Consider the following 19867-nt stretch of genomic DNA (forward strand, 5'->3'; position numbering starts at 1 on the left):
TCGCACGGTCCAGTCTCGGATGGGTGACGCTTGCGCCATCGAACGATGCGGCGGCCCCGCGGAACGCGCCCATCACATTTTGGTCATTTCAGAGAATGTCGATGGTGCCGCCACAATATGGAAGGAAGCTGATGATGGTCTCGCTCGTAGCGGCGAGCCCGACGAGAAGGAACAACGCCATGACCTTGTCTACTCCGATCCTTGCAAGCGCGCTCGTGCTTGCTGTTGCTGCCTTGCTGGCAATGCGCTCCGCTGCTGCCGCAGCCGCCGCTCGGATGGTGAATGTCCGCGTCGACCGGCGTCGGCCGTCACCACGCTGATCCAGCAGGCCGAAACAGGGCCGCAGCTAACCAATGAAGTACTGGGCTCCGTGCCCAGCCTCAAAGGCCATCTCTTACGCAAGCTGACCAAGGCTGCTGCTGCCCCTCATCGCCCTGCCGGGCACTTCTCCCCGTATAGTGACGGGGAGAAGGATGCCGTCATCGATGATTTCGCCAATCGCCAGCGTTGCAGGAAAGGGCGCCAACGCTGAAGCTGCCCCTTCTCCCCGTCACTATACGGGGAGAAGATGCCGGCAGGCAGATGAGGGGCGGCGCGACATTGCCAGAATATCTGCCGGGCCGATCACCTACCTAAGTCGCATCGCTGCTACTTCGGCAGCGTATAGGCCATCACATAGTCGCCCGGCTTGGTGCCGACCGAGCCGTGGCCGCCGGCGACGATGACCAAGAACTGGCGGCCGTCGGCGACGGTGTAGGTCATCGGCGTCGACTGCCCACCGGCCGGCAGCCTGGCCTGCCAGAGCTGCTTGCCCGATGTCAGGTCATAGGCGCGCAGATAGTCGTCGACCGCCGCGCCCAGGAAGACGACGCCGCCGGCGGTGATCATCGGCCCGCCAATGCCGGGAACACCGACCTTCAGCGGCAAGGGCAACGGCGTCATGTCATAGACGGTGCCGTTGCGGTGCTTGTAGGCGATCTTGCCGGTTCTGAGGTCCGCTCCCGCCACATAGCCCCATGGCGGCGCCTGGCAGGGCACGCCGAGCGGCGACAGGAACGGCCCCATCACCACCGCATAGGGTGCGCCCTCATTGCGGTTCAGCCCCTGCTCGCTGCCGCGCCCCTCATCCGGGGGCGGCACCTGGTCGCGCGGAATGAGCTGCGATTTGAACGCCAGATAGGTCGGCATGCCGAACATCACCTGCCGCACCGGATCGACGGCGACGCCGCCCCAGTTGAAGGTGCCGAAATTACCGGGATAGACCAGCGAGCCCTGCACCGATGGCGGGGTATAGCGGCCCTCGTAGCGCAGACCCTGGAATTCGATCCGGCAGGCCAGCTGGTCGAACATGGTGATGCCCCACATGTCGGCGCCGGTCAGCGGCCTCGGATTGAAGGAGAGATCCGAGACCGGCTGCGTCGGCGACGTGTGATCGCCCTCGACAGCGCCGCCCGGCGCCGGCACTTCCTTGATCGGGATGATCGGCTCGCCGCTGCGCCGGTCGAGCACGTAGAGGTCGCCCTGCTTGGTCGGTCCAACCAGGCCCGGAACGACGCCGGCAGCGGTGGTGATGTCGACCAGGGTCGGCTGTGCCGGCACATCCATGTCCCAGAGGTCGTGATGCACGGTCTGCCGCACCCAGCGCACTTGTCCGGTGGCCAGATCGAGCGCGGTGATCGAGGAGGAAAACTTCTCGACATTGGCGCTGCGGCCCATCCCGAGCTGGTCCGGCGTCTGGTTGCCGAGCGGCACATAGAGCAGGCCGAGCTTCTCGTCGGCGCTTGCCGTCGACCACATGTTGGGCGAGTTGTGGGTGTAGGTCTGGCCTGCCGCCAGCGGCGTTGTCTGGTCCGGATTGCCGGAATCCCAGTTCCACACCAGGGCGCCGGTGTCGACGTCGAAGGCCCGGATGACGCCGGACGGCTCTTGCGTCGAATAATTGTCGTTGACCGCGCCGCCGATGATGATCTTGCCGCCGGCAATCAGCGGCGCCGAGGTCGAGTAATAATAGCCCGACTTCGGATACGGCATGTTGGTCAACAGATTGAGCGTGCCGGCCTCTGCGAAGGACGGGCAGACCTGGCCGTTGGCGGCGTCGAGCGCGATCAGCCGCGCATCCGAGGTCGGCAGATAGACGCGCGTCGCGCAAGGCTGGCCGGCGGCGATCTTGGCATCGGCATAATAGGACACGCCGCGGCAGGTCTGGTGCTGGCGGTCCTTGTCGAGCTTGATCTTGGGATCGAAACGCCATTTCTCCTTGCCGGTGGCGGCATCGATGGCGATGGCGAAATTGTGCGGCGTGCAGATATAGAGCGAGTCGCCCACCTTCAGCGGCGTCACCTGGTAGGTGGTTTCGCCGACATCGTCCGGCCCTTTCACGTCGCCGGTCTGGTAGGTCCAGGCCGGCTGCAATTTGGCGACATTGTCGGGCGTGATCTGGTCGAGCGGCGAATAGCGCTGGCCAAATTGCGTACGGCCGTAGAAATGCCATTCGCCCGGAGGCACATTGCCGCCGAGATCGGCAGTCGGCGTCACCTTGTCGGCGCTGAGGTCGCCGGCGATGTCCTTGGGATCGGCCGTCATCGAATAACCGGCGACGGCGAGCGAAGCCAGCACGGCCAGAATGAGCGGCGCGCGCGCGTCGGGGCCGGTCAGGCCCCGTCTTGCCCATGGCGTCAGCAGCCACAGCGCCAGAAGCACGATGATGCCGCCGCGCGGTCCGAGTTCCCACCAGTCGAAGCCGATTTCCCACACCGCCCAGGCCAGCGTGCCGAGCACGATCGCCGCGTAGAGCCAGAGCGCCGTCGATTTGCGCCGGAAGAGCAGCCATGCGGCGATCAGGAAGGCGAGACCGGTGATGACATAGTACCAGCTGCCGCCCAGCATCACGAGCCAGACGCCGCCGCCGCCAAGTGCGAGGCCGATGAGGAACAGGATGAGGGAGGTGATGACGACAGCCAAGACGATACTCCTTCGACTGATGCGCATTCCGCGACGCGGCCGTGGGCAAAGGTATGCCAATCCTGCCCCCGGCGGTACAACCTTCTCCCGACCGCCGTGCCTGTCAAGCCGCCGGGGAGCGATCCATGGCGAAACCAAAAGGCCATGCCGCAGGCTCTCTTGCGTAACAGCGCGTTTTTCGAGGCCACACGCCAAGGTGGCAATCCCGCCTTGCCGGCATCCGGGTTTTCCAGCAGTCTGCTTTCGACCAATCATCAGGAGCAACCAGAGTGATGTCATTCGCCTCGCCTCTGACGCGAGTAGTCCTTGTCCTCTGTAGCTTCGTCGCGCTCACGGCCGGCACAGTGGCCGCGCCGGCACAGACGCTTAGCGAGATCAATAAGGCAAACGGCTTTCACGAGATGCTGATGGGCATCGGTCCCGGCATCGCCGCAGCCACGAAATCCATACCCGAACCGTTACCGGCAAATTTCCAGGACGCCTTGTCGGTCGCGCTGGAAGGCGCCTTCGACGCAGTCAAAATGGAGACTGCCATCGAATCGCGGATGGCGGACAGGCTGTCGGCCACCGATCTGTCCGACCTCGCAGCGTTTTACGCTTCCCCGTTGGGCAAGCACGTCACCGCTTTGGAAATCCAGTCGTCTGGCCCGGAAGGCAGGCAAAGCAAGAAGACAGAGGGCAAGCAAATCCTCGCCGAGCTTCCGACCAAGGATCCAGCCCGGCTCGAATTGTACCGCAAGATCATCGACGATATCAGCGCTGTCGACACCGGCGAGGCGATAGCGCTGAACATGAGCTACGCGATGGTTACGGGGATGCTGGGCGCAGCCGGAAAGCCTCTGTCGGACGAACAGATCATGGTGCTGGTGCGTCAGCAATCCGTGAAAATTCGCCAGAACATCGAACAGAATGCCATGCAGGGTAGCGCTTATACGTACCGGGATCTCCCGCTCGGCGATCTCAGACTGTACTCGACATTCCTGGCGTCACCCGCGGGCAGCCGCTATTACGACCAGATGCTGACGGCCTTTGGCATGGTGATGACAGAGGAAGCGCGCTCGTTCGGACATCGATTGTTCGTCGCGCTCGGTTACCGAAAGGCCTGAGCCGCAGTATCGGGCACTTTAGCAGAACAAAACGTAGACACTTCTGGTCTTTCGCTCCCGAATCACTACATTCGGGGGAGATGTCCGGCTTTGCGGAAGACATGCCCTTTTTTGACGAACCCAATGCGCGGCCCGCGGCCCCGTCGGGCATAGCCGCGCGCGCCATGGCGGCCCGCAGCGGCCCCAACAGCGCGCCCGATTATCTCAACGGCCTCAACCCCGAGCAGCGGCTGGCGGTGGAAACCACCGAAGGCCCGGTCCTGGTGCTGGCCGGCGCCGGCACCGGCAAGACCCGCGTGCTGACCACCCGCATCGCCCATATCCTGGCCACCGGCAGGGCTTTCCCCTCGCAGATCCTGGCGGTGACCTTCACCAACAAGGCCGCGCGCGAGATGAAGCAGCGCATCGGCCATCTCGTCGGCGAAGCCGTCGAGGGCATGCCGTGGCTCGGCACCTTCCACTCCATCGGCGTCAAGCTCTTGCGCCGCCACGCCGAGCTGGCCGGGCTCAAATCCGATTTCACCATCCTCGACACCGACGACGTCGTACGGCTGATCAAGCAGCTGATCCAGGCCGAAGGCCTCGACGACAAGCGCTGGCCGGCCAAGCAGTTCGCGCAGATGATCGACGGCTGGAAGAACAAGGGCCAAGGCCCCGCCGACATTGCCGAGGGCGACGCGCGCAGCTTCGCCAACGGCAAGGGCCGGGAACTCTACAAGGCCTATCAGGAGCGGCTGAAGACGCTGAACGCCTGCGACTTCGGCGATCTGCTCTGCCACCCGATCCGCATCTTCCGCGCCAATCCGGACGTGCTGAAGGACTACCACAAGCGCTTCAAATACATCCTCGTCGACGAGTACCAGGACACCAACACCGCGCAATACATGTGGCTGCGGCTGCTGGCGCAAAGACCTACCTCCCCCTCGATGGGGGAGGTCGCGCCGNGGCAGCGCCGGCGCCAGTCACCCCTCCCCCCCGCTTCGCGGCGACCCTCCCCATCCAGGGGAGGGTAAAGTGCGATCGGCCGAAGGCCGCAAGCCCGACCAGGCGTCCGAGCCGTTGCGAGGCGACTCCCGCGACGCCGAAGGCGCGCAAAAAAGAGGGGGCGGAGGGCCTGAGCCGGCAGGCGCGGAACGGCCCGTGAGCGAAAACAAAGTCAACATTTGCTGCGTCGGCGACGACGACCAATCGATCTATGGCTGGCGTGGCGCCGAGGTCGACAACATCCTGCGCTTCGACAAGGATTTCCCGGGCGCCACCATCATCCGGCTGGAACGCAACTACCGCTCGACGGCGCACATCCTCGGCACCGCCTCGCACCTCATCGCCCACAATGAGGGTCGCTTCGGCAAGACGCTGTTCACCGAGAAGGTCGCCGAGGACGACGAGAAGGTGCATGTTCACGCCGCTTGGGATTCCGAGGAGGAAGCCCGCGCCGTCGGCGAAACCATCGAGACCTACCAGCGTGCCAAGCACAAGCTGAACGACATGGCCATCCTGGTCCGCGCCTCCTTCCAGATGCGCGAATTCGAAGACCGCTTCGTCACGCTCGGCCTCAATTACCGCGTCATCGGCGGCCCGCGTTTTTATGAGCGCATGGAAATCCGCGATGCGCTGGCCTTCTTCCGCGTCGTCGCGCAGGGCGCCGACGACCTCGCCTTCGAGCGCATCGTCAATGTCCCCAAGCGCGGCCTGGGTGAAGCCACCATCCGCCAGATCCACGACACGGCGCGGAGCTTGCGCATCCCGATGCTGGAGGCAGCCGCCAAGCTTGCGGAAAGCGACGAGCTGAAGCCGAAACCGCGCGCGGCCTTGCGCGAAGTGGCGGCCAATTTCGAGCGCTGGCAGAAGGCGCTGGAAACCACGCCGCACACCGAGCTCGCCGAGACCATTCTGGAGGAGAGCGGCTACACCGACATGTGGAAGAACGACCGTTCGGTCGAGGCGCCGGGCCGGCTGGAAAACTTGAAAGAGCTGATCCGCTCGATGGAGGAGTACGAATCGCTGCGCTCCTTCCTCGAGCATGTCGCGCTGGTCATGGACGCCGAGCAGAATGCCGAGTTGGATGCCGTCAACATCATGACCCTGCATTCGGCCAAGGGCCTCGAATTCGAGACGGTTTTTCTCCCCGGCTGGGAGGAAGGCCTGTTCCCGCATCAGCGCGCGCTGGACGAAGGCGGCCGCTCCGGCCTGGAGGAAGAGCGCCGTCTCGCCTATGTCGGCCTGACCCGGGCCAAGAAGAACCTGCATCTGTGGTTCGTCTCCAACCGCCGCATCCACGGCCTGTGGCAGTCGACCATCCCGTCGCGCTTTCTGGACGAACTGCCGGAAGCCCATGTCGAGGTCGCCGAAAGCGGCAACTCCTATGGCGGCTACGGCAATTCCTATGGCGGCGGTTCGTTCGCGTCGGGCCGTGGCGGCCAGGGCGCAGGGCGGCAGAACCCCTACGGCGCCTCGCGCTTCGACAATGTCGGCGCGGAAAAATCCGGCGCCTTCTCCAACACCTATGCGACGCCCGGCTGGCAGCGCGCGCAGGCCAACCGCACCGAGGCGACCGACCGCAACTGGGGCTCGCGCTCCGGCCACCAGGTCGAGCGCATCGGCTATGGCGAGACCGACTCCGGCTACGGCGCCGGCCGAACCAGCGTCAAAGGCCGCACCATTGACGGCGAACTGGTCGCCAAATCCGTCGCCGACACGCCGTCGCCCTTCAGCGTCGGCGACCGCGTCTTCCACCAGAAATTCGGCAACGGCAACATCTCCAACATCGAAGGCAACAAGCTGACCATCGACTTCGACAAGGCCGGCCAGAAACGCGTGCTGGACGGGTTTGTGGCGGCGGTGTGAGCGCCCGCTTGTCCTGTTGTCCTACAAGCGACCACATTGTTGTAGTCTGGCGGAGCCCTCCCCGCCTCGTCATCCACGGGCGGAGCAAGGAGCGTAGCGACGCAGCGTAGACCCGAGGATCCATCCCGCGTCTTCAACGCGTTGCCACGGTGCGGAATCCTGCGCAGCTGCACGCCAAGGTCGCGGAATGGATTCCAGGGTCTACGCGACGGAGCTTCGCTCCTGCTCCGCCTTAGAATGACGAAGCGACGGGCGTCTGCCCAGTCGTCGGGGCATGCGGTCCGCAACATGAGCGTCCCCGTCAATTTAGCCCGCCCCTCACCTGTACCGCGCCTGGTTCCACTTGTGCCCCAGCAGCGACAGGATGATGATCAGCCCGTTGAAGAACTGGACGTAGAAGCCGCTCAGGCCCGCCGCCACGACGCCGGTCTGGATGAACGACACGGTGACCGCGCCGATCGCTCCACCGGCAACCGTACCGATGCCGCCCCAGGTCGGCGTGCCGCCGACGAACACCGAAGCCAGCACCGGCAAGAGATAGCCGTCGCCCGCGGTCGGCCACCAGGTGAAGTTGATCATCACCGAAAACGTGCCGGCGATCGCGGCCCCGATGCCGGTGAAGATGAACACTTTCACCCGCACACGCTTGACGTCGATGCCCATTTGCCGGGCGCTGTCGGGGTTGTCGCCGACGACCCTCACCTGCGCGCCGAAGCGGTGCCGGTTGTAGAGCATTGCCGAAAAAATGACGAAGGCGAGTGCCCATAAGACCTGTACCGGAAAACCCCACACCTGACCGGAGAAGATGGTGTACGCCCAGCTGTCGCTGAGACCGGTCAATGCCGTCGATCTGCCCTCGTTGATGATCTGGATCAGTCCCCGCAGCAGGAAATTCATGCCGAGGGTGGCGATCAGCGACGACAGCCCCCCATAAACGACCAGGGATCCGACGAGAAAGCCGAGCAGCGTGCCGGTGAGAATCGCCGCTGCGATGCCGAGAAACGGATCGTAGCCGGCCTGCACCACCAGCGCGAACACCCAGGAGGCAAAGCCCATGGTTGCGGGAAACGACAGGTCGATCTCGCCGCAGGTGACGACGAAGACCAGCGGCACCACCACGAACAGGGCAACCGGCAGCGTGGTCAGCACGGATCTGTAGAGATACCAGGTGGTGAACACGGTCGGGTTGGCGATCAGGAACGCCGCCATCATGATGATGAACACGGCGAGCGTGCCGAGCGCTGCGCGGTTGTCGATGACGAAACCGCGCAGCCAATGGTCGGACGGGTGCTTCCACTCAGGCCGGGCCGCCTTGCCGCCGAGCGGGCTCTGCAGATCGGGTTCCATGGTCTTGCTCATCGTGCTGCCCTCTCCGCGTCGCCGGCCTCGTGCAGCCCCGGCAATCCTCCGGGATGCGCAACGTCTTCCATGAAATTGATCAGCTCTTCGGCCGACTTGACCTCGGTGCGATCGGCGGTCAGCGCCACCTTGCCGCGGTCAATCACCACGAAGCGGTCGGCGATGTCGAAGACATGGTGGATGTTGTGGCCGATGAACAGGATCGAACGGCCGCTCGCCCGCACCTGGCGCACGAAATGGAAGACCTTGGCGGTCTCGGTCAGCGACAGCGCCGTCGTCGGCTCGTCAAGGATGATCAGCTCGGCCTGCTTGTAGATGGCGCGCGCGATCGCCACGCCCTGGCGCTCGCCGCCCGAGAGCTGGCCGACGATCGAGTGCGGCGTGAACACCTTCGAGGTGAAGCCGATCTCGCGCATCAGCCGGCTCGCCTCCTCTATCTCTTTATTGACCTTCAGAAAGCCCATGAAGCCGGTGAGTTCGCGGCCCATGAAGATGTTGCGCACAATGGTCTGCTGCACGGCCAGCGCCCGATCCTGGAAGACCGTCTCGATGCCGGCGTCGCGCGAGCGTGCCGCACTCCAGCCGGTCACCGGCTTGCCGCGCACCAGGATCTCGCCGCTGGTCGGCTTGACGACGCCGGACAGGATCTTGATCAGCGTCGATTTGCCGGCGCCATTGTCGCCGATCAGGCCAACCACCTCGCCGCGGTCGACCGAGAGATTGACCCCGCCCAGCGCATAGACCTGGCCATAGGATTTGCTGATGTCGCGCAGTTCGATGATGCGTTCGGCCATGGCGATCCTCGCTCCTGTGGTATCATCCCGGCCTGGTGCCGGCGGTCCTGCCGGCCGGGCTTGCGCCCAGCCGGCAGTTTGGGAGGTCAGCGCAGCGCCTGCTTGGCGAGCTCGGCGACGATCTCGTAATTCTGCGGCGTGACGAAGCCCGCCCCGGTGTCGACATTCATCGGCGCCAGGCCCAGCACCACCTGCTGGCAAAGGCTGAGGATCGGCAGATAGCCTTGCAGAAACGGCTGCTGATCAGCCGTCAGCTGCACCCAGCCGCCCTTGAACGCCTCGACGATCTGCGGGCTGGTATCGAAGCCGAAGTTGAAGATGTCGCCGGGCTTGCGTCCTGCCGCCTGCATGTAGGTGGCGACGTTGCCCAGCATCTGGCCGCCGGGATAGCCGACCGCCTTGACGTCGGGATTGTTGAGCAGGGCCGCGGTGATCACCGGTATCGCCAGATTGGGGTCGGACGCCCATTCGCCGCTCGGCGGCGACGACAGCTGGATGACCTCGACGCCGGCTTCCTTGAGTGCTGCCACCGTGCCGCGCTCGCGCGCGCCGCGGGCCTCGTTCTCGAACGGACCGATCATGATTGCCTTGTCGCCGGACTTGAGCTTCCCGAGCTTGAACGCCTCAGTGCCGAGCGCGCGGCCCTGCTGCTCCTGCTGGGCGCCGACATAGCCGCCGCCGAACGCGTCCACCACCTTCGGCACCGGCACGTTCTGGTACATCATCTTGATGCCGTCCTTATGCGCCTGTTCGGCCAGCGGCATGATCGCGGCGTCGCCCGGATGGCCCATCATGGCAATGCCGTTTGGCTTCACGGCGACGGCCTCACGCAATTGCTGCACCATCTTCTCGACGTCCCACTGCGAGAAGATGTAGTCGACTTTCGGCCCGAGATCGGACGTCGCCTGCTTGGCGCCATTGTAGACGATGGTGCCGAAAGCGTCGCCCTCGGCGCCGCCGACGAAAAAGCGGATGTGGACATCCTTGCACCACTGGGCGTCGAGCGCCTGCGCCGGCAGAGTGGAGATGGCAGCGCACAGCGCCGTGGCGGCGGCCACGACGGTCGAGCGCAGAAGTGTCGTTCTCATTGCGATGCTCATGCACGTTCCTCCCTTTTGTCCTCGGTGAGCCGAGGGGTTTCGTCGTTCGCCTGTCGGCAGTGCTTGTCGGCAGTGCTTGGCAATCTGTCAGGCCGGCTCCTCCCACCGGCCCTCGGTCACGCCGGGTTCGGCAGGTAGGTCGCTCCTCCCCGGCATTGCTTGAGGTATTCCAGCCCGCGCACCTGGCCTGTGATTTCGAGGTCGCCGCGATAGACCGGGTCGTGCCAGCCCTCGATGTCGATGGCGCCCTTGTAACCGGCCAGCCGCAATTCGCTGATCACCCGCGTCCAGTCGCTGTCGCCAAACCCGGGCGTGCGCATCTGCACGAAGGGCAGCTTGCCGAACACGCCGTGCTCGCGGATCACATCCCAGCGCACCGTCGCGTCCTTGCCGTGGACATGGAAAATGCGCGGCGCCCATTTGCGGATCTGCGGCATCGGGTCGATGAGGTAGACAAGCTGGTGGCAGGGCTCCCATTCGAGGCCGAGATTGTCGTCGGGCAATTCGTTGAACATCAACTCCCAGGCATCGGGATTGTGGGCGATGTTCCAGTCGCCGGCCGCCCAGTTGCCATCCATGGCGCAATTTTCGAAGGCAATGCGCACGCCCTTGTCTGCGGCGCGCCTGGCCAGCGGACCCCAAACCTCACGGAAGCGCGGCAGGCTGTCTGTCAGCTTCTTGCCACGCAGACGTCCGGTGAAGCCGCTGACGATCGAAGCGCCGAACAGATGCGCATTGTCGATGACGGTTTCCCAGGCCGCGAGCACGCCGCGATCGACCTCGCCATCCTCCAGCGGATTGCCGAACACGCCGATCGACGACACGGCGACATCGGCATCGCCGATCGCCTCGCCAATCTCACCGGCGAGCCGCGCCAAATCCTTGCCGCCCAGCGTCTGCCAGAAGAAGGGCTGGATGCTCTCGAAGCCGAGCGGCAGAATCTCTTTGATGTAGGCGGCCGGGTCTTCGAGATTGGCCCGCACCATGGTGCCGATCCGGATGTCGAGAAGCGGGTTTGGCATCATGATGCTTCCTGTGTGATTGCGACGCGCCGTCCGGTCTCGGCGCTTTCGATGGCGCCAAAAACCATGGCCAGGCTTTTGATGTTGTCGCTGCCACGCGTTTCCGGCTCGCTGCCGGTCTCGATGGCGTGGATGAAATCCTTGATGATGCCGAGATGACCGCCGACGCGGTCGGCGGAATCGAGCGGCGGTACTGTGATGGGCTGGGTCAGGTCGAACAGGCCGTCGCGGACCGACAACACAACCTCGGCCTTCAGTCCGTCCTCGCCGTCCCAGACCAGGCTGCCGTGCTCGGCGACGATGCGCCACGTGCTCTCCCAGCTGGTGCGGAAGCCCGCCGCGCACCAAGAGCCTGCATAGGTGAACACCTTGCCGCCGCCGAGATCGAAGATAGCGCTGGCCGACGATCCCTGCCGGTACCAGGAATTCGCCGGCTCCCATTCCTGGCAAAAGACGCCGGCGGGATCGCCGCCGACCATGTAGCGGGCGGCGTCGAAAGTATGGATCGCCATGTCGAGCAAGAGCACATGCGCCATCTCCTCGCGGAAGCCGCCGAAATGCGGCGCGACGAAGAAATCGGCATGGATGCTGGTTGGCTTGCCGATGGCGCCGGAGTCGAGAAAGCGCCTGATGCGCCGGACATTGGCGACGTAGCGGCGGTTCTGCACGACCGCATGGATACGCCCCGCGTTACGTGCCGCATCGACGATGGCGCGGGCATTTTCCGGAGTATCGGCCAGCGGCTTTTCCGTCAGCAGATGGCAATTATGGGCAAAGGCGGCAAAGGCGACGTCGCGCCGGGCGGCGGGAACCACGACATCGAACACCGCGTCCGGCCTGGTCTGGTCGAGCACCGCATCCAAGCTGGTGCCGATGACGGCGCCGTCAAGCCCGTATTCGCGCGCCCTCGCCTTCGCCCGTTCGGCGTCGAGATCGACCAAGCCGACAATGGCCAGCCCGTCGATCTGCCTCGCGGCATCGAGCCAGGCCTTGCTCATCGCACCACAGCCGACGAGGACGGCATTCATCATCCAGCATTCCTCCCGTCCGGTCCTCCAGACCGAATGTCACGGCATTTCCGGCATCACCGTAAACGTTTCTCCGTAAACGTTTACGAGAACACACCCGATGGCGTAGAATGTCAATCGGCTGCCAGCGAAAATCATCCCGAAGCCTTGGCCTGGGCGGCAGCCGGTGCTAGCCAAGACAGGGGGAGAACTGTCCTTGGCGTCCAGCATCCATGACCTTGCGCGTCACCTGAACATTTCGATCGGCACCGTGTCGCGGGCGCTGAACGGCCGCGCCGACGTCAATGCCGACACCCGCCAGCGCGTGCTCGCCGCCGCCAAGCAATTGAACTATTCGCCCAACCAGTCCGGCCGCAGTCTGCGGCAAGGCACCACCCATTCGATCGCCTTCATGCTGCAGCCGCATCCGGGCGACCAGCAATATGGCGAACCGTTCTTCATCCCGTTCCTGATCGGTCTGCAGGGCCGACTTGCCGAGGATGACCTGGATCTGATGGTCGTCATGGGCGAGCCCGGCCAATATCAGCAGGAGAGGCTGCGCCGCGTGGTTGAGACGCGCCGGGCCGACGCGGTCGTGTTGGCCAATACACGGCGGGAAGACGATCGAATCGACTATCTCAGCAAGGCCGGCTTTCCCTTCGCCACGCTTGGCCGAAGTCAATCCGGCGACGACACCTATCCTTCGCTCGATATAGATTTCGAGAGGGCGGGTGATGAAGCCGTCGACCGGCTGGTCGCGCGCGGCCACCGCCGCATTGCCGCCATCCGCCCTTCGCTTGATCTGAACTTCGGCTACCTGTTCCTCGACGGCTACCGCAAGGCGCTGAAGCGGCATGGTATCGAAGTCGACCCCGGCCTGATCGCCGACGGCTTCATCAACGAGGCCGGAGGCTACCAGGTGACGCCGCGCGTGATGCTCTCCAAGGACCGGCCCACAGCCATCATCTTCAACAATGACGCAATGGCGCTCGGCGGCTGCAAGGCACTGGCCGAGATGGGCATCAGGCCCGGCCACGACATCGCGGTGATCGTCATCGTCGACACGCCGCTCTGCCGCTATTTTTCACCGGCGCTGACCGCCTTCCGTCCGTCGCTGGAGCCGATGGGCCGGCGACTGGCCGAAATGCTGCTGGCCTCGCTTCCCGCCTTTGCCGGCCCGGAAGGTCCGCGCATCATCCGCGAAGTCTGGCCGCTGGAGCTGATCGCCCGCGACAGCGATTGATAGTGCGTCTCTCCCTTCTCCCACAAGGGAGAAGGAAGAGGCCCGCTCTGTCACGCAAGTATCATGTTCGCGTCCTAGACCGCTTTGCGAGAGGGCGACATCGTCGATGCGATGCGGTGGCCCCTTTGCGCCGCTCAAGGCTTGTCACAAAGAGGATCTCCATGAAAAATCTGCACCGAACCGTGTCGCTCGGCGCCGTGCTGGCGCTGTTTACCGCCCTGACCCCTGCCCTTGCCGGCAGCACCGCCACCGTTGGCGGCTTCGTCAACAAGGGCCTGGTCGGCGTCGGCCGCATTCCGGCCGATCAGAAGGACAAGTTCGGCGAGACCTTCGGCTCCGGCTCCGGCATGTCCATCGACGCCGCAAGCTGGACCCGTGGCGCGGACGGCTACAAGGGCTCGCTCTGGTTGCTGCCCGACCGCGGCTACAATGTCGTCGGCACCACCGACTACCGGCCGCGCCTCAACACTATTCGCATCGAGTTCACGCCGGTAGCACTAGGCGCCACGCCCACCTCCGGCCAGGAACAGACAGGCGTCAAGGCGACGCTTGCCGATTCCCTGCTCCTCACCGACGACAAGGGCGCTGACGCCACCGGCCTCGATCCGCTCAACGGCGTGCGCGCGGCCAATGGCGACCTGCCGATCCTGCCCGAGGCCAATGGCAAGCTGGCGCTCGACAATGAGGCGATCGCGCGGCTGCCCGACGGCACCATGTTCATCTCTGACGAATACGGCCCCAACATCTACCGCTTCTCGGCCGACGGCCATCTGTTGTCGGCAACGCAGCCGCCCGCCGCTTTGGTGCCGATGCGCAAGGGCGCGCCGAACTTCGCCTCCGACAATCCGGGCCCCGGTGCAGCCGAACCCGATCCGAAGGATCCCGAAACCGGCCGCCAGAACAATCAAGGCCTCGAAGGCATGGCGCTGACGCCGGACGGCAAGTCGCTGATCACTGTGCTGCAGTCGGCGCCCCGCCAGGATGGCGGCGATTCGCCCGCGACGCGCCAGAACACCCGCGCGCTGGTCTACGACGCCTCCGACCCGGCCCATCTCAAGCTGGTGCATGAATATGCCGTGCCGCTGCCGGTGTTCAAGGACGCCAAGGACAAGACCAAGGTCGCCGCGCAGAGCGAAATCGTGGCGCTGTCTGACAAGACCTTCCTGATGCTGGCGCGCGACAGCGGAAACGGCCAGGGGGTGAAGGGCGATACTTCGCTGCTGCGCCAGATTTTCGTCGTCGACGTCTCTGGCGCCACCGACATTGCCGGCGGCGCCTTCGATGCCGCCGACAAGCCGCTGGCGCCCAAGGGCGTGCTCGACCCCTCGGTGACCCCGGCCAAGCTGACGCCGTTCATTGACATCAACGACAACAAGGAACTCGGCCGTTTCGGCCTGCATGACGGCAAGCCGAACGACAAGAACAATCTCTCGGAGAAGTGGGAAGCAATGTCTGTGGTCAGCCTGCTCGATCCGGCGCTGCCCGACGACTATTTCCTGTTCGTCGGCAACGATAACGACTTTCTCACCCAAGACGGTTTTCAGGTCGGCGCGCCCTACAAGGCCGACGACGGCGCCGATGTCGACACCATGTTCCTGGTCTATCAGGTCACGCTTCCGGGCCTCGCCAAGAAGTAGCCGTTTACGGAAAGGCGGACGCGCCCGGCGCGTCCGCCTCTAAACGTTTGTCGGCGATCAGCGATGCCGTGAAGGCACCTATTTCAAAATCTCCGCATCCCTTGGCACGCCGGCATCGATCGGCTCGGCGGTCCGGCTCGACACGGCCATGATCTTGCCTGCGGCCGACAGGTTCGGGCGCACATAGACCTGGGCTACGCCGTTGACCCGGCTGTAGAGGTCGATAATGTCCTGGTTCATGAAGCGCACGCAGCCCGACGACGCGTTCTTGCCGATGGAATCCCATTCCGGCGTGCCGTGCAGCCGGTACATCGTGTCCTTGCCGTCGCGGAACAGATAGAGCGCACGCGCGCCGAGCGGGCTCTGCGGTCCCGGCGGCATGCCGTCCTTATATTTCGCCAGTTCCGGCCGGCGCTGGATCATTTCGGGCGGCGGCGTCCACACCGGCCATTTCTTGCGCGCCTGGATCACGGCGCTGCCGGTCCAGCCAAACCCGGCCTTGCCGAGGCTGACGCCATAGCGCATTGCCTTGCCGCCGTCGCGCACCAGATAGAGAAAATGCTCGGATGTATCGACGACGATCGTGCCGGGTTTTTCGCCGGTCGGATCGTCCACGATCTGGCGCACGAACTTCGGATCGAGCTTGGCCACGGGGATTGCCGGCAATGAAAAGCCCTCATCGACGCGCGCCGAATACATGGTGGCGGCATCGCCCAGAGCCGGTTCGGGCGCCGGAGCGGGCGTTGGCGGCACCACGACGTCGGTCGTGGTGCAGGCTGAAAGCGCCATGGAAGCGGCACCCAAAGCGGATATTCCAAGAAACGCGCGCCGGTTCAGGCGCTCGGAAAAAAGCGGATTGTCGGACATGATCCCCCCAGCCTATTCATCATATCCAACAGGATATGCGACCCCACGCGGCGACGACCCATATCCCATTCCGAATGTTTTGAGAACTGATTAGCTTGAAGCCGCCAGGTGGCATGTTCCAATGCCGCATCGACCTTGTCCGTCAAATCGGCGATCATTGCCGGGCGGACTTTGAGATGAACCTTCGCCGAACAGCCCATGGACGAAAAAATACCACCGCGCCGGCGCACCGGCGACCTGACCAGCGGCCCGATTCCGCGCACGCTGCTTTTGTTCGCTCTGCCGGTGCTCGGCTCCAATGTGCTGCAGTCGCTCAACGGTTCGATCAACGCTGTCTGGGTCGGCCGCTTCCTCGGTGAATCGGCGCTGACCGCCACCTCCAACGCCAATCTGGTTCTGTTCCTGATTCTTGGCACCGTATTCGGCATCGGCATGGCCGCCACCATCCTGGTGGCGCAATCGGTCGGCGCCCGCGACCTGCCCGAGGCGCGGCGCATCGTCGGCACCAGCGCCAGCTTCTTCTTCCTCGTCTCGGCTATCTTCGCCGTCTGCGGCTGGATCTGGGTCGACGCCATCCTCAACACACTGGGCACCCCGCCCGATGCGCTGCCGCTGGCGCGCTCCTATCTGCGTATCATCTTCGTCGCCGTGCCGATGATGAACCTTCTGTCCTTCGTCATGACGGTGCTGCGCGGTGCGGGTGATTCGCGCACGCCATTCTTCTTCATGGCGCTCGCGGTCGTGCTCGACATCATCCTCAATCCGCTGCTCATTCGCGGCATCGGCCCCTTCCCCGAACTCGGCATCGCCGGCTCCGCCACCTCGACGCTGATCGGCCAGACGGTGAGCGTGATCGCCATCCTCGTCGTGCTTTATGCCAAAAAGCATCCGTTGCGGCTCGCCGGCGCGAACCTCGCTCTGCTGCGGCCGGATCCGGCGCTGCTCAGGATCGTCGTCTTCAAGGGCGTGCCGATGGGCCTGCAGATGATCGTCATTTCGGCGGCGGCGCTGACCGTGATGGGCATCGTCAACTCCTACGGCTCGCAGGTCGCCGCCGCCTACGGCATCGCGGCGCAGCTGTGGACCTATATCCAGATGCCTGCACTGGCGATCGGAGCCGCAGTCTCGTCGATGGCGGCCCAGAATGTCGGCGCCGGGCGCTGGGACCGCATCGGTCGCATCGCGGCGTCCGGCGTCGGCTTCAACCTAGTGCTCACCGGCGCCCTGGTGGCGCTGCTGTTCCTCTTCGACAGGCCGGTGCTCGGCCTGTTCCTTAGCCGCGACAGCACCGCAATCGACATTGCAGCCCACATCAACAAGGTGGCGTCCTGGTCGTTCATCCTGTTCGGCGTCACCATCGTGCTGTTCGCCACCGTGCGCGCCACCGGTGCCGTGATGCCGCCGCTGATCATTCTGGTGATTTCCGTGCTGGTCGTGCGTACCGGCTTTGCCTACTTCTTCAGGAGCTACATCGGCGAGGAAGCGCTGTGGTGGAGTTTTCCGGCGGGATCGATCACCTCGCTGGTGCTGGCCGCCGCCTATTATCGCTTCGGCCGCTGGCGCACCATGCACATGATCGAGGACCGGCCGGCCGCCGGCGAGCCGCCCGACACCGGCCTCGGCATCCCGCGCGGACGGGCAAACATGGCGCCCGGGACGCCAAACGGGTGAGGCTCAGCGCGCGTATTTGACGCCGAACCCCAGCGCTACGACAGAGAACAGCGTGATCATGCCGGCGAAGGCCAGGCTTGCCGTCGTCGGAGTGGCCCAACTCGACAGCAGCCCAATGCCGATCACCGGCAGCGCATTGCCGCAGAAGCAGCAGATGAAGAACGCCGACACCAATTCGGCGCGACGCTCGGCAGGTGCGATCTGGTTCACCACCTGCAGGCCGCCGCGATAGCCGAGCGCCGCCGCCACGCCGCACACAGCGGTGGCGGCAACCATCAGGGACATTGACGCGAAAAACTGAGCAGCAACCATCAGCCCTACGGCCGGGATCATCAGCGCCAGCGCGGCTAGCATGCCGGCGCGGCTGGACAGTCGGACCGTGGCCAGAATGGTCGCGGCCGCAACGATCGACAGTTCAAAGAACAGCCCGCCGGCCTCGGCATGGTTGGCCACATGCAGCTGCTGCGCCAGGATGCTCGGCGCCAGGGCTGCATAGAAGCCGACCAGCGCCATGGCGCCGAAGCCGGTGACGGCCGGCGCCACGAAAGCGGCGCGGATATCAGCGGGCACCGACAGCCGCGGCCGCAGCGAAACGTCGGCCAGCCTTCCCGGCCGCGAAACGGTTTCCCTGGTGCGCCAGATCAACAGCGTCACCACCACGAGCAAGGCAAGATAGACCACGTTAGTCTCAACGGCCAGGGCGCATATTCGGCGAGCAGGCCCGATGCCAGCGCGCCGAGGCCAAGGCCAACGAAGTTGGTGCTGGTGGCGATGATTGCCGCGCGCGATTTGTCCTTACCCTCGATCAATTCGGCAAGCCAGGCCGTGCCGGTTCCCGCGCCGACGCCGATGCCAAGGCCGCTCAATATGCGGGCGACATCGAGCCATGCGACGTTCTCGGCCAACAGGAACACCAGCGCGCTGACCACCGCTATGGCCATCGACGCCAGCGCCGCAGGACGGCGGCCAATGCCGTCGGACAAGCGCCCGAACATCAGCAATGCGCCGAGATTGCCGACGACATAGACGGCGTAGACCAGCGTCAGCGTGATCTGCGAGAAACCGAAGGCCTGCTTGTAGATGACGTAAAGCGGCGTCAGCACCGTGCTGCCGGCGAACAGCGCGGCGATCATGGCGGCAACCGCGGCCATCGCGGGCCGGCCATCGAGTCCGTTGTCGCGCGTTATGGTCTCGGCATAGCTGGTCATGGCAACCTCCGGCCAATCGCCCAACGCCCAATTGCGCCCCAACGTCCATGTAAGGATGGCCGTTCCACGCGCCGAACTTCATCCTGACAACCTTGTCAGGATGGTCTTGCCCGAAATCCTCGCTTAACGTCTTCCATCGAGAGGGAGAATCCATGGGAAAAGGTAGAGTCGAGGCATTCACCGATGGGGTGGTCGCCATCATCATCACCATCATGGTGCTGGAGCTGAAAGTGCCCCATGGGGAGGATTTTTCAGCGCTTCTGCCGCTGTGGCCGATCTTTTTCAGCTATGTCTTGTCGTTCATCAATGTCGGTATCTACTGGAACAATCTGCACAACATGTTCCACACCGTCCAAAGGGTCGACGGCCGCGTGCTGTGGGCCAACCTCAACCTTCTGTTCTGGTTGTCGCTGATGCCGGCGACGACGGCCTTCATGGGCGAGAACCATTTCGCGCCGGTCCCCGTCGCCGTCTATGGCATCGACCTGGTGCTGTGCGCGGTCGCCTACACCTTTCTCGCCACCAAGCTGCACCATTTGCACGGCAACGACACCGCCTTCGCCAAGGCGCTGGGCAATGACCGCAAGGGCAAGATCTCGGTGGCCCTCTACGCCGCCGCCGTCCCGCTTGCCTTCGTCAACCAATGGATCGGCGTTGCGATCTTTGTGCTGGTGGCCGCCGTCTGGTTCGTGCCGGACACGCGTTTTTCGCGGGTGCTGGAAAAGTAGCGTAGGACGTCTCTACTTGCGCATCGCCTTCAGCTTTTCGGCAACCGACGCCGCAAGGTCGGCATAGCGCTCCTCCAGCCGCTCGGCCGCCTTGACGATCGAAAAATCATGGCCGAATTTTTCCAGCGCCATGCGCAATTTCTCGACGAACTCGGCCTGTTTTTCGAGTGCCGAAAACAAGGTCTTCACCTGCGCTTCGCTTATGTCCGGATTGGCAAGCATCTGTGGCACCTCGCGGCCCATCTGGTCGCCGGTGGCGGTCTGCTCCTTCAGGATCGCAACCCAGTCGGTCAATCGGCAGTCTCCTGTTCAGCCGC

16 protein-coding genes and 2 pseudogenes are annotated in these 19867 nt (G+C 64.4%); 8 read left to right on the top strand and 10 right to left on the bottom strand.

What is annotated here, in order from left to right; genetic code table 11:
- Nucleotides 1–19 precede the first annotated feature (19 nt).
- The gene (locus tag X727_RS1000000167810) at nt 20–532 is read left to right on the top strand and encodes a hypothetical protein (RefSeq protein ID WP_155922556.1); all 513 of its coding nucleotides are present in this window, start codon (nt 20–22) and stop codon (nt 530–532) included.
- 116 nt (nt 533–648) lie between these two features.
- Here X727_RS1000000167810 and X727_RS156850 read toward each other — a convergent pair whose 3' ends face one another.
- Entirely contained in the window at nt 649–2961 is a 2313-nt protein-coding gene (locus tag X727_RS156850) for a glucose/quinate/shikimate family membrane-bound PQQ-dependent dehydrogenase (RefSeq protein ID WP_023833894.1), read from the bottom strand.
- A gap of 272 nt (nt 2962–3233) precedes the next feature.
- Here X727_RS156850 and X727_RS156845 point away from each other — a divergent pair, with 272 nt between their 5' ends.
- The 3 genes and pseudogenes from X727_RS156845 to X727_RS1000000169775 form a co-directional block, all read left to right on the top strand.
- The gene (locus X727_RS156845; RefSeq protein ID WP_023833895.1) at nt 3234–4067 is read left to right on the top strand and encodes a DUF2059 domain-containing protein; all 834 of its coding nucleotides are present in this window, start codon (nt 3234–3236) and stop codon (nt 4065–4067) included.
- A gap of 80 nt (nt 4068–4147) precedes the next feature.
- Nucleotides 4148–4981, top strand: a pseudogene (locus tag X727_RS1000000169770) (UvrD-helicase domain-containing protein); the annotation flags it as partial.
- Between the two features lie 226 nt (nt 4982–5207).
- A pseudogene (locus X727_RS1000000169775) lies at nt 5208–6914 on the top strand (3'-5' exonuclease); the annotation flags it as partial.
- Nucleotides 6915–7232: 318 nt separating this feature from the next.
- On the opposite strand, the gene X727_RS156840 reads toward X727_RS1000000169775, so the two are convergent.
- The 5 genes from X727_RS156840 to X727_RS156820 all read right to left on the bottom strand — a co-directional run bounded on the left by X727_RS156840 (nt 7233) and on the right by X727_RS156820 (nt 12220).
- Nucleotides 7233–8273 (bottom strand): ABC transporter permease, encoded by a 1041-nt coding sequence (locus X727_RS156840; protein ID WP_023833896.1) that lies wholly within the window; start codon nt 8271–8273, stop codon nt 7233–7235.
- Nucleotides 8270–9067, bottom strand: coding sequence for an ATP-binding cassette domain-containing protein (locus X727_RS156835; RefSeq protein WP_023668308.1), 798 nt, complete (start codon nt 9065–9067; stop codon nt 8270–8272). Before X727_RS156835 ends, X727_RS156840 begins: the two co-directional genes overlap by 4 nt.
- 86 nt (nt 9068–9153) lie before the next feature.
- Entirely contained in the window at nt 9154–10167 is a 1014-nt protein-coding gene (locus X727_RS156830) for a substrate-binding domain-containing protein (RefSeq protein WP_023833897.1), read from the bottom strand.
- A 116-nt stretch (nt 10168–10283) separates the two neighbouring features.
- Nucleotides 10284–11192, bottom strand: coding sequence for a sugar phosphate isomerase/epimerase (locus tag X727_RS156825; protein WP_023832879.1), 909 nt, complete (start codon nt 11190–11192; stop codon nt 10284–10286).
- Nucleotides 11189–12220 (bottom strand): Gfo/Idh/MocA family oxidoreductase, encoded by a 1032-nt coding sequence (locus tag X727_RS156820; RefSeq protein WP_023833898.1) that lies wholly within the window; start codon nt 12218–12220, stop codon nt 11189–11191. Before X727_RS156820 ends, X727_RS156825 begins: the two co-directional genes overlap by 4 nt.
- A gap of 193 nt (nt 12221–12413) precedes the next feature.
- Between X727_RS156820 and X727_RS156815 the strand changes: the two genes are divergently transcribed.
- Together X727_RS156815 and X727_RS156810 are read left to right on the top strand one after the other, a co-directional pair.
- A complete protein-coding gene (locus tag X727_RS156815; RefSeq protein WP_023705534.1) occupies nt 12414–13439 on the top strand; it encodes a LacI family DNA-binding transcriptional regulator in 1026 nt (341 codons plus the stop codon).
- A gap of 161 nt (nt 13440–13600) precedes the next feature.
- Nucleotides 13601–15076, top strand: coding sequence for an esterase-like activity of phytase family protein (locus X727_RS156810; protein WP_023833899.1), 1476 nt, complete (start codon nt 13601–13603; stop codon nt 15074–15076).
- A 78-nt stretch (nt 15077–15154) separates the two neighbouring features.
- On the opposite strand, the gene X727_RS156805 is transcribed toward X727_RS156810, so the two are convergent.
- Entirely contained in the window at nt 15155–15943 is a 789-nt protein-coding gene (locus X727_RS156805; protein WP_023668302.1) for a L,D-transpeptidase, read from the bottom strand.
- Nucleotides 15944–16141: 198 nt separating this feature from the next.
- Between X727_RS156805 and X727_RS156800 the strand changes: the two genes are divergently transcribed.
- On the top strand, nt 16142–17614 hold the full coding sequence (locus X727_RS156800; RefSeq protein ID WP_023833900.1) for an MATE family efflux transporter: 1473 nt from the start codon (nt 16142–16144) through the stop codon (nt 17612–17614).
- 3 nt (nt 17615–17617) lie between these two features.
- Here X727_RS156800 and X727_RS1000000168895 read toward each other — a convergent pair whose 3' ends face one another.
- A complete protein-coding gene (locus X727_RS1000000168895; protein ID WP_245274131.1) occupies nt 17618–18295 on the bottom strand; it encodes a hypothetical protein in 678 nt (225 codons plus the stop codon).
- Entirely contained in the window at nt 18265–18822 is a 558-nt protein-coding gene (locus X727_RS1000000168900) for an MFS transporter (protein WP_245274132.1), read from the bottom strand. The genes X727_RS1000000168895 and X727_RS1000000168900 overlap by 31 nt, the downstream gene beginning before the upstream one ends.
- 152 nt (nt 18823–18974) lie before the next feature.
- Here X727_RS1000000168900 and X727_RS156795 point away from each other — a divergent pair, with 152 nt between their 5' ends.
- A complete protein-coding gene (locus tag X727_RS156795) occupies nt 18975–19550 on the top strand; it encodes a TMEM175 family protein (RefSeq protein WP_023682120.1) in 576 nt (191 codons plus the stop codon).
- 12 nt (nt 19551–19562) lie between these two features.
- On the opposite strand, the gene X727_RS156790 is transcribed toward X727_RS156795, so the two are convergent.
- Nucleotides 19563–19844 carry a hypothetical protein gene (locus X727_RS156790; protein WP_023705540.1) on the bottom strand — a complete coding sequence of 94 codons (282 nt, stop codon included), beginning with the start codon at nt 19842–19844 and terminating at the stop codon, nt 19563–19565.
- Nucleotides 19845–19867 lie beyond the last annotated feature (23 nt).

Origin of the sequence: Mesorhizobium sp. L103C105A0 (assembly GCF_000502215.1) — a bacterium.
Classification (GTDB): Bacteria; Pseudomonadota; Alphaproteobacteria; order Rhizobiales; family Rhizobiaceae; genus Mesorhizobium.

Excerpts from the sequence above, each read along its gene's own strand:
- X727_RS1000000167810 (WP_155922556.1), top strand. The coding sequence starts at position 20 with ATGGGTGACGCTTGCGCCATCGAACGATGCGGCGGCCCCGCGGAACGC.
- X727_RS156845 (WP_023833895.1), top strand. The coding sequence starts at position 3,234 with ATGTCATTCGCCTCGCCTCTGACGCGAGTAGTCCTTGTCCTCTGTAGC.
- X727_RS156840 (WP_023833896.1), bottom strand. The coding sequence starts at position 8,273 with ATGAGCAAGACCATGGAACCCGATCTGCAGAGCCCGCTCGGCGGCAAG.
- X727_RS156835 (WP_023668308.1), bottom strand. The coding sequence starts at position 9,067 with ATGGCCGAACGCATCATCGAACTGCGCGACATCAGCAAATCCTATGGC.
- X727_RS156830 (WP_023833897.1), bottom strand. The coding sequence starts at position 10,167 with ATGAGCATCGCAATGAGAACGACACTTCTGCGCTCGACCGTCGTGGCC.
- X727_RS156825 (WP_023832879.1), bottom strand. The coding sequence starts at position 11,192 with ATGATGCCAAACCCGCTTCTCGACATCCGGATCGGCACCATGGTGCGG.
- X727_RS156820 (WP_023833898.1), bottom strand. The coding sequence starts at position 12,220 with ATGATGAATGCCGTCCTCGTCGGCTGTGGTGCGATGAGCAAGGCCTGG.
- X727_RS156810 (WP_023833899.1), top strand. The coding sequence starts at position 13,601 with ATGAAAAATCTGCACCGAACCGTGTCGCTCGGCGCCGTGCTGGCGCTG.
- X727_RS156805 (WP_023668302.1), bottom strand. The coding sequence starts at position 15,943 with ATGTCCGACAATCCGCTTTTTTCCGAGCGCCTGAACCGGCGCGCGTTT.
- X727_RS156800 (WP_023833900.1), top strand. The coding sequence starts at position 16,142 with ATGGACGAAAAAATACCACCGCGCCGGCGCACCGGCGACCTGACCAGC.
- X727_RS1000000168900 (WP_245274132.1), bottom strand. The coding sequence starts at position 18,822 with ATGACCAGCTATGCCGAGACCATAACGCGCGACAACGGACTCGATGGC.
- X727_RS156795 (WP_023682120.1), top strand. The coding sequence starts at position 18,975 with ATGGGAAAAGGTAGAGTCGAGGCATTCACCGATGGGGTGGTCGCCATC.